Genomic DNA, 14,162 nt, shown 5'->3' on the forward strand with positions numbered 1-14,162 from the left:
AAGTTAAAAACACTACCAAAAGTACCAATGGTGCCACCAAACATGCGATAGAATATAATGGCAGAAATTGGAGCCCAGATAAAATCACTCACATCTCCTAATACCGGTACCGCATAACTGGCACATCCCAAAACATCCATCAGGATGCAGATCCACAAACTGGGCGTATATTTTTTTTCCATATTCAACCTCCGCTTTTCAATACATAAACAAATTACTTACCAAATTCGAAACTAACTGCAAGTTACCATATTAACGCGGGATGAGTGCGGTTGGTTTTACTGGAAAAATAAATTGCGTATTTCCACGCTATTTTGCGTCTTAAAATGGGTCCCTCGCTTGCAAGTAAGCATAATTTCAACTACATTGATGGCAGTTTAAAGCAAACCTTTTTATGCACCAGGAAAACTCACGCCGCGATATGATTAAAAAAGTGGCCACTATGGCATTAGCATCCACCGCGTTATCTTCCCTTTCCAACAGGGTATCTGCCCACGACCAGGCAGTAGACGAAAAACTAAAAGGCAAAATCAATCACTCGGTATGCGCCTGGTGTTACAATATTCCCCTGGATGAACTGTGCAAGGCGGCCAAAAAAATAGGCCTCCACTCCATAGATCTCGTTGATCCGAAGGACTTCGATGTCCTGAAGAAGAATGACATGATCACCGCCATGGTAGCCAGTAATGGGCCGGATTGGGGTATCACCAAAGGGTTCAACAAAGTAGCCCACCACGATAAACTGGAAGAGTATTTTAAACATTATATAGATGAAACCGCGAAAGCCGGCTTCACTAACCTGATCTGCTTTTCGGGTAACCGTGAGGGTATGAGCGACCAGGAAGGCATTGAAAACTGCACCAAAGGCCTCCAACGGATAATTGGCTATGCAGAAAAGAAAAAGGTAACCCTGGTAATGGAGCTGCTGAACAGTAAAGTAAACCACCACGATTACCAGTGCGACCATACCGCCTGGGGTGTAGAACTCTGTAAATCAGTGGGTTCTCCAAACTTCAAGCTGTTATACGACATTTACCATATGCAGATCATGGAAGGGGATGTAATCAGTAATATCCGCCAATACCACGAATATTTTGCGCATTACCATACCGGCGGCGTACCTGGCCGTCATGAAATTGATGAAACCCAGGAACTGTACTACCCGGCTATCATGAAAGCGATCTACGAAACCGGCTTTAAAGGACATGTGGCCCAGGAGTTTATTCCTGCCCATAAAGACCAGATCGCATCGCTCCGCCAGGCGGTAGGCATCTGCGATCTCGCTTAAATTCATAATATATCCTACTTTCGCGGACCAGTCTACCGAAACAGTAGGGTATACAATATGGATCAATATTATAAAAAGCCTTTATCATGGCTGCTCAACGAGTCGGCCAATGAAAACAAAAATACCCTCAAACGTACGCTGAATGGCTTTCAGCTACTGATGCTGGGCCTCGGTGTTATTATCGGTGCGGGGCTGTTTTCCCTGACAGGTCCCGCCGCCGGCAATAACGCCGGGCCGGCAGTTACGCTTTCCTTTGTGGTGGCTGGTGTTGGATGCGCCTTTGCAGGGCTTTGCTATGCTGAATTTGCATCTATGATCCCTGTAGCGGGGAGCGCATACACCTATGCCTATACCACCATGGGGTACCATTTGTACCTATCATGGGCATTCTGACCTGTGCCGTTATGATGGCATTCCTTCCATGGGATACCTGGCTGCGCCTTATTGTATGGATGGCAATAGGTATGGCGATATATGAGTTTTATGGTAAGCATCACAGTAAAGTGCGCAACCAGCTGAAAAGTTAATATTTCCAGTCTTGCCGTAATACCCCCATCACCACCATATCCACATACTGCCCATGCAGTTTGGCACTGTGGCGCAGCGTACCTTCCTTAGCAAAACCCAGTTTAATCGGGATCTGACCACTACGCTCATTCTGTAGTACAAAACGGATCTCTATTTTATTCAGGTACAGCTTTTTAAAGGCAAAGGAAATAAGCCCTTTGCAAGCTGCGGTGGCAATGCCTTTCCGCTGAAATTCTTCTCCTATCCAATAGCCTATTTCTGCTTTCTGCAGCTGGTGGTCCCACCCATGCAGATCAATCACCCCGCAAAACTGTTTTTTATACCATACACCCAATGCGATGGCTTCCTGCTCTTCAGCTTTGCGTAACATCATTTCTATAAAACGTAGGGAATGTTCTTCATTGGTATTGTAATCTACCCAGGGCAAAAACCTGCGCAAACTTTTGCGCGATGCATCCAGCTGTTTATATACCAAAGGGGCATCCGGCGCCTGTAGCTACCGCAGGTATATGTCTTCATTAACGGTTATTTCGAACATAACTGGATTTAAAAGGGCGTTAAACTTACACCGATTTCCTGTAAAATCCAATTAGCCCGCAGTAAATAGCCGCCGACCTTTAGTGCTGTTGTACAAAACTAAGTGCCGGCGGCTGTTTATTCTCTATTTACTACCGTTTACTGTTTGGCTAACAATTGTTGTTTAGCCATATCTCTTACCACCTGCTGAGCGTATAATACGGCCATTCTTTCCGTTGTTGGCGGGTCGAACGACTGTGATTGTACGGAGTACAGCATTTGTCCGCTCTTCATATCATACAGGTTCCCTTCCCATTGATACTTGGTGTTATAGGTATAGTATCCGGGAGCATACATCCTGGATGACCACATAGAGTAATAAGGCCAGAATCCGTAATAACCGTAGGGAGAATAATTGGGAACAAAGTTTCTTTCCCTGCCTTTATCCAGCATTACAATAGTCATGATCTGGTTTACATCACTACCCTGTAATTGCTTCAATACCTGCTTTTCCGTCATTTTAGCCATGTCGTTGGGGCCGTAGGTTTGCAGTGCTGATACGGCATTATATCCTTTCCTTCTCAGTTCCGTTACAGTATAATTTTCCATCTGGCTGCGCAGTGTACGATCTCTCTGAGGTACCAGCGCCATTACCATTATCTTGTTATCCTTTTGCAGTTGCTGTGCATCATTGGAACGCCAGGAAGACGTTACTTTGGTGCTTGAACAGGCTGCCATGGCCATGATTGCAAATCCTGCCATGATAAGACCCAGCTTTTTCATATTCCCTCCTTTAGTTTTATTAGTTTGTATCTGTTAGACGTAGAACCGGGCAATTTGTAACATGTATACGGTAGTTTTAACAATTCTTTGAGACTTGTTAATGATTTGCTAATGAATGGTTTACACACAATAAAAAAGGCATGCCGGTGTTGGCATGCCTTTTAAACATAAATGCTTCTTATCAGTAATTGATTACCTGCTCTTCAATAGCGGCAGGCAGCTCCCTGAATTTGTACAGCTGTGTACGCAACTGTGGTTCAAAACCTGCTTCACGGATGGCTTCCTGCATAGACAGGTAGGTGAAGCGATGCGGGGCGCCGGCAGCACTTACCACGTTTTCTTCGATCATGATGGATCCGAAATCGTTAGCGCCCGCATGCAGGCAAAGTTGCGCTACCTGCTTACCCACCGTTAACCACGATGCCTGGATATTTTTAATATTTGGTAACATGATACGGCTCATGGCAATCATGCGGATATATTCTTCAGCGGTGGTCATGTTATGTACGCCACGGATCCTGGCCAGCAGGGTATCCACATCCTGGAAGGTCCATGGAATGAAAGCAGTGAACCCGTAATGTCCTTCCGGCTTTTCGCTTTGCACCTGCCGTATGTCTGCCAGGTGTTCAAACCTTTCCAGCACTGTTTCCACGTGGCCAAACATCATGGTAGCGGAAGAAGCAATGTTCAGCTTATGCGCCGCCCGCATTACATCCAGCCATTCCTGGGCGCCGCATTTTCCTTTGGAGATCAGGCGGCGGACACGGTCGTTCAGTATTTCCGCACCGGCGCCGGGAAGACTGTCCATTCCCGCTTCCTGCAGCGCACGAAGCACTTCTATATGCGTACTTTTTTCCAGCTTGGTAATATGCGCCACTTCGGGAGGGCCAAGGGTGTGTAATCTTAATTCGGGGTATAACTGCTTCAGCTGTTTGAAAAGATCTACATAGAAACTGAGACCCAGTTCCGGGTGATGCCCTCCCTGTAACAGCAGCTGATCGCCGCCATACTTAAGGGTTTCATCGATCTTTCTTTTGTACTCTTCAATCGGCGTAATGTAGGCCTCCTTATGGCCGGGAATACGGTAAAAGTTACAAAACTTGCAGTTGGCCGTACATACGTTGGTGGTATTTACGTTCCTGTCTATCTGCCAGGTTACCTTTCCATGAGGAACCTGCTGCTTGCGTAACTCATTGGCTATTTCCATCAATTCAGCCAGCGGGGCATTTTCAAACAGGTAAACGCCCTCTGCTGCTGACAGAAACTCAAAGTTCTGCGCCTTTTTGTATAAATCCTGAAGTTCCATGTGCTATATTTCTAACCCTGAATAACTTTAGCAAAGGTAGTATTTAGGCAATTAACCGCCTGTAACAAATATATTTTATACGAACACTATTTAATGTTAAATTTATAGCAATACAACATCCCTGCATCAACCAAGTATGCTTAAACCAATTCTGTTACGCGTTATGCTGCTTCTGGCAGCCGCCGGCACATCAATGAGCACTAAAGCCGGAAATGCCACGTTCGATAACGATAGTACTCGCGAAGCTATGCTGATTACCCGCTTCCACTTCAAGCAATACTACGGGGGAGTAGTAGTAATACAGGCCCTGGTAAGCAACTATCCCGATACTCTTCAGTTTATCCTCGATACCGGCAGCGCAGGTATTTCACTGGATACCACCACCTGCCTCAGGCTCGGTATAAGCATGGAACCTTCAGACAGGATCATCAAAGGACTCGGCAGCTCCAAACCCGTTTCCTTTGCCCGGCACCATTCCCTGAAGCTCCCGGGATTAAAAGTAGACAGTCTTGATTTTCATATCAACGATTATGAGCTGATCAGCCAGGTGTATGGCATACAGGTAGATGGTATCATCGGGTACAGTTTGCTGAGCCGGTATATTGTGACAATCGATTATGATACAGAAGAAATTATTATTTACTCCAAAGGAAAATATACCTATCCTAAAGGTGGTCAGCTCCTGCGGCCATCCCTCACACAGATCCCGCTGATATCCGCCCCGCTGAGAAACGCAGTGCGTACCATCACCAACCGCTATTATTTCGATACCGGCGCTGGTATGTGCCTGCTGCTATCTTCCCAGTTTGTAAACGACAGCAGTGTGTTACAGGGCAAAAGACGGCGCGCCAAAAAGATCATACAAACGGAAGCCCAGGGCCTGGGCGGTAAAATGACCATGTCGCTCACCACTGTAAGCGAATTTCGCATTGGTAATTACAGTTTCCGGAATGTGCCCACCTATGTGTTTGATGATAAAAGCAATGTTACCGCTTATCCTTTTCTTGGCGGAATGATAGGCAACGATTTGCTCCGCCGTTTTAACATAACGCTTAACTACGGTAAAAAGGAAATATACATGCTGCCCAACACACATTTCCGGGATATGTTTGATTATTCCTACACGGGTCTGATCATTTACCTGATCAACGGAAGGGTGGAAGTAACAGATATCATCAAAGGGTCGCCAGCCGAAAAAGCCGGCTTCCGCACAGGCGATATCATCATGGGTATTAACAACAACCTGGGGCCCAACCTCCAGCTGTTTCGCGAATTGCTCAAAAATATAGGCACCAGGGCCACCTGCCTCATAAGCCGTGATAAAGAATTGCTCATTAAAAAATTGCCAATAAAAAGTATTCTTTGACGTTATTTGTGTCATGTGGCGCTTTTTATTAACAGTAACCATCTTGTATAGCTCTGCCCTGATGCCTGCCCATGCCCAGCGCAGAGGCTCGTCTGCACCTGCAACAGATAATTCCAAACCACTGGCCGTTATTCCCTTTGAACTCATCAACCGGCAGGTGGTTATACCTGTAGTAGTTTCCGGCAGTGCAGACACCCTTCATTTTATTTTTGACAGCGGGGCGGAAGTAACCGTAATGCACACCAATACCGCCGCTAAATTACAGCTGAAAAATGCCGGCAATGCCTTTTTAACCGGCACCAACAATGCAATGGCCAAAACAGAGCTGGCCACCCTGAATGCTGTTTACCTGAAAGAACTCCGCATTCCCTACGTAAAAGTATACCTGGAAAACCTCAGCACCCTTGGCCCGGTAGATGGCATTATAGGCATCGCTTTACTGAAACTGTATATTGTAAAAATAGACTACCGCGCCAAACAGCTGGTGCTGTATAAATCAGGAAAAACACCCGTTGGCAATACCGGCCGTTTGCTGCATTTCCAGCTTAACTTCAGCACCCCGGTGATTGATGCTTCCATACAGCTGCCCGATGGTCGCCGGTTGCCAGGCCACTATCATATTACCACCGGCGGCGACTATGGCATCCTTTTTAACTGGCCTTACGTGGATAAATATAAACTGAATACCCTGCTCCCCACCATCAATACAGACCGTGTACAGGATATGCTGAAAGTATTGTATTATATCAATAGTTCGGTGCCCTCACTGGAAATGGGAGGCCGCAGCATCCCCAATGTACCGGTAAGCTACAGCAAGGATATCGACGACCTGGGCGTATTTACCGAAGTAGCGGGCTCCATTGGTTATGATATCTGGAAAGACTACACTCTCACTATTAATTACGATAAAAAGGAACTGTACCTGGAGTAGCTTTTTGCCGTTTTGGGCTGAAAGCTTACCGTAATTCCCTATTTTTACCGTATTGACCAATAAAAAGATATGATCCATTATAATAAATTTACGCTGGCAAACGGACTGAGAGTGATTGTACATGAGGACCATACCACGCCGATGGCTGTATTAAATGTACTGTATGATGTGGGAGCGAGAGATGAAAACCCGGCGCAAACAGGGTTTGCCCACCTGTTTGAGCACCTGATGTTTGGGGGATCCATCAATATCCCCTCTTACGACGAGCCTTTACAGATGGCAGGCGGCGAAAATAACGCCTATACTACCAGCGACCTGACCAATTACTACATCCAGTTGCCCGCTGAAAATATCGAAACGGCCTTCTGGCTGGAAAGCGACCGTATGCTTTCCCTGGCCTTCGGCGAAAAAAGCCTGGATGTACAACGCAAAGTGGTGTCGGAAGAATTTAAGGAACATTATATCAATAAACCTTATGGAGATGTATGGCATAAAATGCGGGAGCTGTCGTACACTACCCATCCTTATCGCTGGATGACTATCGGTAAAGAATTATCTCATATAGAAAATGCAAAGCTGGAAGATGTAAAAGCATTTTTCTTTAAATATTACCGCCCGGTAAATGCAATTCTTGCTGTAGGCGGCAATGTTACGGTAGAACAGGTGAAAACCCTCGCGGAAAAATGGTTTGGCGATATCCCTTCCGGGGAAAAGTATCACCGCAACCTGCCGGTGGAACCACCCCAGGCCGCAGCGCATAAACTGGAAGTAAAAGCCAATGTACCGCTGGATGCCCTGTATAAATGCTATCATATGTACGCCCGTACAGATAAACGCTACTACGCGGCAGACCTGATCTCCGACATTCTTGGCGGTGGCAGCTCCTCCCGTTTGCACCAGGTACTGGTAAAAGAAAAAAAACTATTCAGTAATATTGAGTGTTATCATTTTGGCAGCCTCGACGCCGGCTTATTAACCATAGAAGGAAAACTGGTAAAAGGTGTTAAAATGAAAGATGCAGAAAAAGCCATCCAGCAGGAATTGGAAAAACTGCAACAGGAGGTGATCTCAGAACGGGAATTGCAAAAAGTAAAAAACCGCGTCGAAAGCTTACTGGCCTTCGAAGATATGAGCTTATTAAACCGCGCCAACAACCTGGCCTTTTATGAACTGCTGGGCGATGCTGCACTGATGAACCGCGAATTTGAAAATTATGAAGTAGTAACCGCTGCTGCCATACATGAAGAAGCAAAACTGCTTTTTGATGAAAAAAATTCAAATACCATTTACTATTACGCTGCCAGTTAGTGCCACGCTTGCATCCGGCCCTCACCCTTTAAATAACACACGATGAACAGAACGATTGCCCCTCCCATTAAAGATGCGGTGGACTTTGATATAAAGCTGAAACCGTATGAACAGTATACACTGGACAACGGCATTCCTGTATATGTGATGAAGTCGGACGAACAGGAAACATTACAGCTGGAACTGGTATTTCCTGCCGGTAGCTGGTATGAAAGCGAAAGCCTGGAAGCCGCTGCTACCAACTTTCTCATGAAAAATGGTACCAGCAAACACACCGCCCAGCAAATCAATGAAAATATAGATTATCATGGCGCTTACCTTAACCGTAACGCCTATCATGAAAATGCCACCTATACCCTTCATTGCCTTACCAAGCATGCGGAAGTACTGCTGCCCATGCTGCAGGAAGTGATCCTGGACCCGGTATTCCCGGAAGAAGAGCTGAACCTGTATAAACAGAACCAAAAGCAAAAACTGGCGGTAAACCTGCTCAAATGCGACTTTGTAGGTAACCGCTTTATCGATAAATACCTGTTCGGCGAATTTCATCCATATGGCCGCGTAAGCTCCATGATGGCGTATGACGCGTTACAACCCGAAGGCTTACAGGCCTTTTATAAAAAGCATTATACTTATAACAACTGTAAGATCTTTGTAGCTGGCAACCTTCCGGCTAACATGGTCCCGTTGTTGAATCAATACTTTGGCGCCACCAAATGGAATGGTGAAGCACACCTGGTAAAACTTGATCTGCCGATACAACCGGCCGAAGAAAAAAAGTTCCGGATCTTTAATGATGAAAACGGGGTACAGGGCGCCGTGCGTGTTGCCCGTCATTTCCCCAACCGCTACCATCCTGATTTTCCGAAGATGCTGGTGTTAAACACTATCTTTGGCGGCTACTTCGGTTCCCGCCTGATGAGCAATATCCGGGAAGAAAAGGGCTATACTTACGGTATCTATTCCCAGCTATATAATTTCCGGCAAACCAGTGCGCTGAACATCCAAACAGAAGCCGGCCGCGATGTTTGCGAAGCAACGATCGATGAAATTTACAAAGAGCTGCTGCGCCTGCAAAACGAACCTGTTCCACAGGAAGAACTGGATCTCGTGCGCAATTATATGATTGGTTCCATCCTGGGCGACCTGGATGGTGCTTTCCAGCTGATCCAGCGCTGGAAAAACCTTATCCTCAACGATCTTGATGAGAACTATTTCTATAATAATATCAAAACAATTAAAACAATTACCGCTGAAGAATTGCAGCAACTGGCCCAGCAATATTTTACGCCAGGCGATTTTTATGAACTGGTGGTAATTTAAAAAGATAAAATTTTAACAAAAAATAAAAGGTTTCCATTAATGGGAACCTTTTATTTTTGGGGAACATATTATCCCCCCAACACTATTTTTATTTAAACGAACCATAATGGAATCCATACCGGATTATATTGCCATCAATAAGGAACTGTGGAATCAGCGTACAGGTGTTCATGCCGGTTCTGAATTTTATGATATTCCAGGATTTCTTGCCGGAAAAAATTCGCTCAAAGAAATTGAATTGCCTTTGCTCGGGACGCTACATGATAAGACGGTGCTTCACCTCCAATGTCATTTCGGGCAGGATACCTTATCACTTGCCCGGATGGGCGCCACGGTAACAGGAGTGGACCTTTCAGATGCTGCTATTACCCTCGCAAATGAACTTACCCAACAGCTGGGCCTTAAAGGGAAAGCCAGCTTCGTTTGCTGCGATCTTTACAGCACACCCGGTCACCTGAACGGTGCTTTTGATACCGTATTTACTTCCTATGGTACCATTGGCTGGCTGCCGGATCTCGACAAATGGGCGGCGGTAGTGAATCATTTCCTGAAGCCAGGCGGATCCTTTGTAATGGCTGATTTTCATCCCGCCATATGGATGTTCGATGATAATTTTAAAGAAATTATCTATAGCTATTTCAATAGCCAAACCATTGTAGAGGAAACAGAAGGCACCTATACAGATGGCGGCAGCGGTATCCGCCATACTTCTTATTCATGGAATCATCCGCTGAGCGAAATCGTTACTGCTTTAACTGCACAGGGCCTGCAGCTGCAGGTATTCCGGGAGGTAGATTTTTCTCCTTATAATTGTTTTAGTAACACTATTGAAAAAAACGGGCGCTTCTATATCCGTGGAATGGAAGGAAAGCTGCCAATGGTATACGCATTTAAATTCTTCAAACCATTATAACATGAAATCTTTTTTTATCCTTCTTTTATTGGTTTCAGGCAGCATGGTAGCCTTTTCACAGTCGCAATCAGAACTGAATAAGCAGGCCGGCCAGGAATATAAAAACGCAGACAAAAAGCTGAATGATATTTACCAGTTGATTCTGAAAGACTATGCAGCCAACAAAGCGTTCACAAAAAACCTGAAAGATGCACAACGGATCTGGATACAATTCCGCGATGCACAGGTACAGGCGATGTATCCCGCTGCTGCCAAAAGCTATGGCAGCGTGTTTCCTATGTGCAAGGCCAATTACCTTACCGAACTTACCAACCAGCGCGCCGAAGCCCTGAGAGTTTGGCTGAACGGACTGCCGCAGGGAGACGTATGCACCGGTTCCATTGGCGATAAACAAGGAAACTAAACTGGAACATTACTAATATTAGTATATTATTAAATATTTATTGTATATTTGACGGTCACACAGCACCTATGCGAAATCTAATCATTTTTCTCACGGTATTTCTGTGTTCGAAAGCGTATTCACAAACACCACAACAAACGGCGCTGGACACACTTGAAAACCATTACCAGCAGTGCCTGGGCAGTAGCCAGGATATGTATAGCTGCGCAGTTACCTATTATAAGCAACTGGACAGTTTATTAAACAGTACCCTTGAGCATCTTTATTCCAGCCTTGACAGCGGAAAACAACAGTTGTTGCAGGAAGAACAACAGGTATGGGAAACAAAGAAAGAAGAATATTTTAAGAAGATAGATGAGCGGGTGGAAAAGATGCACAAACGCACAATGGATGGACTGGATGACGACATGATCTCTACTGATAACAAAGCGGCATTTATTAAAGAGCGGCTAACTACGTTGCTTAATATCTAGTATTTTTCTCCGTACAATGAATATCACTGTACGGAGAAAAAATGATCAAAGCCTTTCCTGGTGCCGCAACCAACGTTCCGGCATTTCATTGTTGCTGGCCATCAGGTAATCGTTATACGCACACGGTACAAATTCGCGGTCGGGTAGTTGCATCCACCAGCGGCCCGTTTTCTTACTCTTCAGGAAAACCGTTTCTATATCGGAAAAGGCTATATGAAATTCCCAGAAAGCATCCCGGTCATCCAGCAGGGCTTCTTTATTTTTCACCGCACGTCCGTCCATAAAATACCACATCATCTGCGAGATCTGGCGGGCAGTTAAGTGTTCTTTATCTTTCTCAGGACGGTAGCCGTAAATACCAAAAGAGGAGAGGCGGCTGCTCATGCCGGCATACCTGGCCAGTGAACAGGCTTCTTCGCCGCTGAAACCATTGGGCGAAAGCTGGTTGGCGGGTGCATCTGTATGCCTGATAATATTGATATCAAGACTGAACAGATCCGAATGACGTAATACCGGTTCGGCCTCTTCCATGTTCTCCCGGATACGGCCAAGACGGTAACAGTCGAACCGGAGTTTATCCAGCGTTTCTAACATCCGCGGATGTACGAAATAACTCTGGAACCCGATATGATTGTAATGCCGCAGGTAATTTGGTTGCTCAGTGAGTATGTCCATTAAAAAGCGTTCACTGCGTATGCCGGAGTCTTCTTTCAGGTCTATCAGTGCATCCGCTACAGTAGCTTCAATAATTAATTGCTGCGACGCATAGGCCTTATATTGCGGGTAAGTAAGATCGTGGGAACCACCGAGGATTATGACGGTTTTATTGGCGGCTAATAATTCTGCCACCACTGTTTTCATAGCGGCATATGCATCTGCGAGGAAAGCGCCCGGCAGCAGGTTGCCCACATCTGCCAGTTTTATATCGCGGTGCCAGTTATAAAGTCTGAAGAACTCTCTCCGTATGGCATCGGGGCCATGTGTGTTTGTTTTACCGGATACATCACCTCTTTCTTCTCCAACGCCCAGCAGAATAATATCAGCTGCATCTATATCCGGATGGTGATCATCTTCGTATGCATCCACCACACCTCCTACCTGGAACGGGTCATATTCCTGGTCGTCGTTTAAAAATGCTTTTGAAACAGGATGTAGAAAATCCTGCAGATGCGAAAAATCTGCCATCAGTAAATTGTGTTTATTTGATGGCAAACGTACAACAAGAATTTAAAAAAAAGCAAACCAGGCAGATAAGGCAGCGGGTCAAAGCTACTATAACGGGAATTTTGTAGAGGTAAGGCTACTAGTTCTTGTGAATAATAAATTCGAATGGCTTGTGCGACTTACGTGAAATTGCTTTTTCCAGCACGGTTCGTTTGCTGGTGATCCGGCTCTTGTTACAATCCATAACTTCCATAACTGCACAGAGATAATCCATCGTCTCAATCAACGAAAGCATTTCGCTGATTTGTCTCACCGCAGATTGGATCTGCTGTTCCGTGTACCTATCTTCATGTAGCAGGATTAATAAATCTCTATCTACAGGTTTCATGAATAAAAAATTTGACTGTTCCCCGAAATATTGTTTGGCCAAGGTATCAAAGGATAGTTCAAAAAGATAAGGCAAAATTGTTAGTTGTCAGTCGTTGTCAAAGTCGTCGTTGCTATCAAACAGATCTTCTTATCAGTGCATTCTTTTTTTATTCATGGTTGGACAACCGCAATCGTTTTTCTTAAAAACATTACATCCTTCCATCACTAAACATCCGCAAAGAAAAAAGACTACGATCCATTTTATACTTTTCATACTGCAGTTTAATATATACTTGGCTATTTTTGAATACCTTCCTTGAAGTGTTTACCTTTTCTTAACAATGCCCTTTTGTAATTTAAGCTAAATTCGTAAAAAATATTAAAATATTTGTCCACAATTATTGCGTCCCGGAAAATTTTAATCGTTCCCCTGGATTGGGGCCTTGGACACGCCACCCGGGATATTCCGCTCATCCGTGAAATGCTAAACGCAGGTTGTCAGGTATTTATTGCAGCCGAAGGCAAACATGCTGCCTTGCTACAGCAGGAATTTCCACAACTGACCATACTTCCGCTACCCGGTTACCGCATTCAATATGCACAAAAAGGGCAATTCTTCGGGCTGAAAATCATCCAGCAGATCCCCAAGATTTTTCGCTCCGTAAACTATGAGCAACGGTGGCTGAAGAAGATAGTGGCTGAGTATCAGATCAATGCGGTGATTTCAGACAACCGTTTTGGTTTATATCATAAAAATATACCCACCGTTTTCATTACCCACCAGCTCCTTATCAAAACGCCGTTCGGCGGGTGGATAGAGCGGACCCTGCAAAAAATAAATTATCGTTTTATTAACAAATACAGCGCCTGCTGGATTCCCGATTTTGCGGGCAACAACAACCTCTCCGGTGAGTTGGCGCATCCTGGTCAGTTGCCCGGTCATACTACCTATATTGGTTGCCTGAGCCGGTTTGAACCCAGGCAAAACGTGGAAAAAAAGTACGACCTGCTCGTATTGATCTCCGGCCCTGAGCCACAACGCTCTAACCTGGAAAAACTGGTGCTGGACCAGGTTAAACAACTATCCATCACCGCACTTATTGTAAGCGGGAAACCAGGCACACCACAGCATGTGCAGGTAGCCCCGGGGGTTACACAAATTAACCACCTCAATGCCAGTGAACTGAACGAAGCCATGCTGGCTTCCGACATGGTATTAAGCCGCTCCGGGTACACTACCCTGATGGATCTGGCCAAACTGAATAAAAAAGCAATTCTTATCCCTACACCCGGTCAGTCAGAGCAGGTTTACCTGGGTGAATACCTGATGGAGAAAGGATACTTCTATTCCCTTCCCCAGGAACGTTTTCATTTGAAAACCGCACTGGACGAAGCAAGCCGTTTCCCCTTCCGGTCTTTTCACCACGAACAGGATATGAACCAGTACAAACAGGTAGTACAGCAGTTCATACAAACGCTCTGATATTATTT

The 14,162-nt window shown here is 45.2% G+C and carries 16 protein-coding genes and 1 pseudogene; 11 read left to right on the forward strand and 6 right to left on the reverse strand.

Annotation, left to right across the window (positions count from 1 at the left end; translation table 11 throughout):
- Positions 1–182 (reverse strand): annotated as a pseudogene (locus tag VN105_RS07780) (hypothetical protein); the annotation flags it as partial.
- Positions 183–394: 212 nt separating this feature from the next.
- Here VN105_RS07780 and VN105_RS07785 point away from each other — a divergent pair.
- Genes VN105_RS07785 through VN105_RS07795 form a run of 3 tightly spaced genes read left to right on the forward strand, consistent with a single transcriptional unit; the run spans position 395 to position 1,815 of the window.
- Positions 395–1,288, forward strand: coding sequence for a hydroxypyruvate isomerase family protein (locus VN105_RS07785; RefSeq protein ID WP_325639570.1), 894 nt, complete (start codon positions 395–397; stop codon positions 1,286–1,288).
- Positions 1,289–1,345: 57 nt separating this feature from the next.
- The gene (locus VN105_RS07790; protein WP_325639572.1) at positions 1,346–1,681 is read left to right on the forward strand and encodes an amino acid permease; all 336 of its coding nucleotides are present in this window, start codon (positions 1,346–1,348) and stop codon (positions 1,679–1,681) included.
- Positions 1,682–1,692: 11 nt separating this feature from the next.
- Complete coding sequence (locus VN105_RS07795; RefSeq protein ID WP_325639574.1) at positions 1,693–1,815, forward strand: amino acid permease C-terminal domain-containing protein; 123 nt, start codon at positions 1,693–1,695, stop codon at positions 1,813–1,815.
- Here VN105_RS07795 and VN105_RS07800 read toward each other — a convergent pair.
- From VN105_RS07800 to mqnC, 3 genes are all read right to left on the reverse strand, one after another.
- Positions 1,812–2,291, reverse strand: coding sequence for a GNAT family protein (locus VN105_RS07800; RefSeq protein ID WP_325639576.1), 480 nt, complete (start codon positions 2,289–2,291; stop codon positions 1,812–1,814). The two genes, VN105_RS07795 and VN105_RS07800, sit on opposite strands and share 4 nt — an antisense overlap.
- Positions 2,292–2,491: 200 nt before the next feature.
- Positions 2,492–3,094, reverse strand: coding sequence for a hypothetical protein (locus VN105_RS07805; protein ID WP_325639578.1), 603 nt, complete (start codon positions 3,092–3,094; stop codon positions 2,492–2,494).
- Positions 3,095–3,296: 202 nt separating this feature from the next.
- Positions 3,297–4,421, reverse strand: a complete 1,125-nt coding sequence (mqnC, locus tag VN105_RS07810) for a cyclic dehypoxanthinyl futalosine synthase (RefSeq protein ID WP_325639580.1) — start codon at positions 4,419–4,421, stop codon at positions 3,297–3,299.
- A gap of 136 nt (positions 4,422–4,557) precedes the next feature.
- On the opposite strand from mqnC, the gene VN105_RS07815 reads away from it, so the two are divergent.
- From VN105_RS07815 to VN105_RS07845, 7 genes are all read left to right on the forward strand, one after another.
- The gene (locus tag VN105_RS07815) at positions 4,558–5,787 is read left to right on the forward strand and encodes an aspartyl protease family protein (RefSeq protein ID WP_325639582.1); all 1,230 of its coding nucleotides are present in this window, start codon (positions 4,558–4,560) and stop codon (positions 5,785–5,787) included.
- A 43-nt stretch (positions 5,788–5,830) separates the two neighbouring features.
- Positions 5,831–6,718, forward strand: coding sequence for a retropepsin-like aspartic protease (locus VN105_RS07820; RefSeq protein WP_325639584.1), 888 nt, complete (start codon positions 5,831–5,833; stop codon positions 6,716–6,718).
- 69 nt (positions 6,719–6,787) lie between these two features.
- Entirely contained in the window at positions 6,788–8,026 is a 1,239-nt protein-coding gene (locus tag VN105_RS07825; RefSeq protein ID WP_325639586.1) for a pitrilysin family protein, read from the forward strand.
- Positions 8,027–8,068: 42 nt separating this feature from the next.
- The gene (locus VN105_RS07830) at positions 8,069–9,349 is read left to right on the forward strand and encodes a pitrilysin family protein (protein ID WP_325639588.1); all 1,281 of its coding nucleotides are present in this window, start codon (positions 8,069–8,071) and stop codon (positions 9,347–9,349) included.
- A gap of 106 nt (positions 9,350–9,455) precedes the next feature.
- Complete coding sequence (locus tag VN105_RS07835; protein WP_325639590.1) at positions 9,456–10,262, forward strand: class I SAM-dependent methyltransferase; 807 nt, start codon at positions 9,456–9,458, stop codon at positions 10,260–10,262.
- A gap of 1 nt (position 10,263) precedes the next feature.
- Positions 10,264–10,665 (forward strand): lysozyme inhibitor LprI family protein, encoded by a 402-nt coding sequence (locus VN105_RS07840; RefSeq protein WP_325639591.1) that lies wholly within the window; start codon positions 10,264–10,266, stop codon positions 10,663–10,665.
- Positions 10,666–10,733: 68 nt separating this feature from the next.
- Positions 10,734–11,138, forward strand: coding sequence for a lysozyme inhibitor LprI family protein (locus VN105_RS07845; protein ID WP_325639592.1), 405 nt, complete (start codon positions 10,734–10,736; stop codon positions 11,136–11,138).
- A gap of 45 nt (positions 11,139–11,183) precedes the next feature.
- On the opposite strand, the gene VN105_RS07850 is transcribed toward VN105_RS07845, so the two are convergent.
- Both VN105_RS07850 and VN105_RS07855 read right to left on the reverse strand, forming a co-directional pair.
- Positions 11,184–12,323 (reverse strand): formimidoylglutamase, encoded by a 1,140-nt coding sequence (locus VN105_RS07850; RefSeq protein ID WP_325639593.1) that lies wholly within the window; start codon positions 12,321–12,323, stop codon positions 11,184–11,186.
- A gap of 118 nt (positions 12,324–12,441) precedes the next feature.
- Entirely contained in the window at positions 12,442–12,690 is a 249-nt protein-coding gene (locus VN105_RS07855; RefSeq protein WP_079471515.1) for a hypothetical protein, read from the reverse strand.
- A gap of 369 nt (positions 12,691–13,059) precedes the next feature.
- Here VN105_RS07855 and VN105_RS07860 point away from each other — a divergent pair, with 369 nt between their 5' ends.
- Positions 13,060–14,154 carry a glycosyltransferase gene (locus tag VN105_RS07860; protein ID WP_325639594.1) on the forward strand — a complete coding sequence of 365 codons (1,095 nt, stop codon included), beginning with the start codon at positions 13,060–13,062 and terminating at the stop codon, positions 14,152–14,154.
- The last annotated feature ends 8 nt before the right edge of the window (positions 14,155–14,162 follow it).

It is taken from the genome of Chitinophaga sp. (assembly GCF_035564935.1).
In the GTDB taxonomy this organism is placed as follows: Bacteria; Bacteroidota; Bacteroidia; order Chitinophagales; family Chitinophagaceae; genus Chitinophaga.